At 48.2% G+C, this 1,642-nt stretch carries 1 protein-coding gene; it reads right to left on the bottom strand.

Annotated features, from left to right (window positions below):
• Positions 1-1,642, bottom strand: a 1,642-nt coding sequence (locus KDK17_RS08115; protein ID WP_257287808.1) for a hypothetical protein, incomplete at both ends; no start/stop codon positions are given.

Raw genomic sequence — 1,642 nt, 5'->3', positions numbered from 1 at the left:
TTGCCAAGGCACTGGATCACCCGCTCCGGTCCCGGACGGCGGTAATAATGCTGCAAGACCTTCAGGATGGTTTTTTCGTTGTCGCCGACATGATCAGGCATGACCGGCGGTTTGCTGAACGCGTCCACCATAAACTGAAATGCCGTTGGTGTCTCGGCTGCCGATGGTGTCGTCTGGTCGCGGGAATTCTCCAGACCGAGAGTTTTTTTCAGATCATCAATTTCCAGATGGGCCATTTGGACATGTTTTGGCCAATTCTGGTAGAAAGTATACGTTTCCCGTTGCTCCCACAGTTTTTCAAACCATTCGATATATTCAGCCGGGGAAAAATCACGAATAACTTTATTACTGCGAGGGTAATGCCATTCCAGATTGGCTTTAAGTCTATCCAGAAGGTCTTTGTTCGGGGAAGCCCCGTAATGAAACAGGGCCAATAAGTGAGACTGGATATGTTCAAGGGTTGGATGCAGCAGACTCGTTACATAAAGTGATGCCTCTGTCAAACGCGTCTGCCGTTGCTGTGGACTGATGCCCCTGCAGATTCGGTCAAATTCAACGACGTTTCCCGAACAACCAGTTAAAGGTAACCGCTTGAGATGTTGCAGGGTAAGGCTCTCAAAGGGAGCATAGGCAGCCACCATACAATTGAATATGCCCGCTGGCACTACAGAGTCATAACAATCTTTCATACATTTGATATGTCTCATGCCCCATTTAGTGGGCCTTGCCCCGCTCTGCAAAAGGAGCTGAAATAATCGGTAAGCTTCTTCCTCCCACTTTTGCTGCTGAGTCGGGGTTGCCGGTTCCGGGAACCCCATATTGTGTCTAACTATTTCAGTATTGAGGAGAATATCAGGCAAAGACTTAACCATCAGATTATGAAAAAAACGCTGGTCAATGGGCAGTCCACTTCGTTTTAATTCCATAAGCCTATCGGAGCTATAACAATCGGGATCACTCACCAGCTTGATAGCCTGTTGCAATTTGTGCATCACATCCGGTGGGTCGGTTAATTCCGAACTCAGTGTCTCTGCCCGCAAAGTGATTGGCAGCAGATTCAACATGGCTCTGAAATTGTTCGGGTCAATGCTCTGTGAGGACGTGAAATCATCCAGAGAGTGCTCATTGCCGGCCAGGTGGATACTGTCCAGCTCATCATCAAAACAGACCTGTACAGAACCTGTGTGATGACAATAAACGACCAGAGGCAGAGGTTTAAGCTTTAATTCCTTTTCACACTGGCGTTTGGACTCCAGGATATCGGCAATATTTGCCTGTGCATCGTTGTAAACGCAAAAGCATTGGATGTCTTCCTTGCTATAGCGGGTGAGCACCAGTTCCGGGTAACGTTCCAGGGGAAGATTGAAGAGTTTAAGTTTTGGTAGACTGAACGATCCGTCCGCTCTCAGATGTCCTGAGGTGAAACGAGGATAAACTCCCCAGATAACGATATTGGAACGTCCAAGAAGTCCATCGTGCAATGATTGCAGGTCAGGCAGAAGTTTTGCCTGCAGTTTATCCGCATCTGCACCTCTTTTCATACGCCAGCTGTGGGCATCACGTTTGTAGACGTACAGGCATTGGGGATTAACAGTGCCTACCATCCACTTACCGCAGAGTTCTGTCACGGGCTCAGTGGGCA

It is taken from the genome of Endozoicomonas sp. SESOKO2 (genome assembly GCF_024606245.1).
GTDB lineage: Bacteria > Pseudomonadota > Gammaproteobacteria > Pseudomonadales > Endozoicomonadaceae > Endozoicomonas_A.
This window is presented reverse-complemented; position numbering and strand designations above follow the sequence as displayed.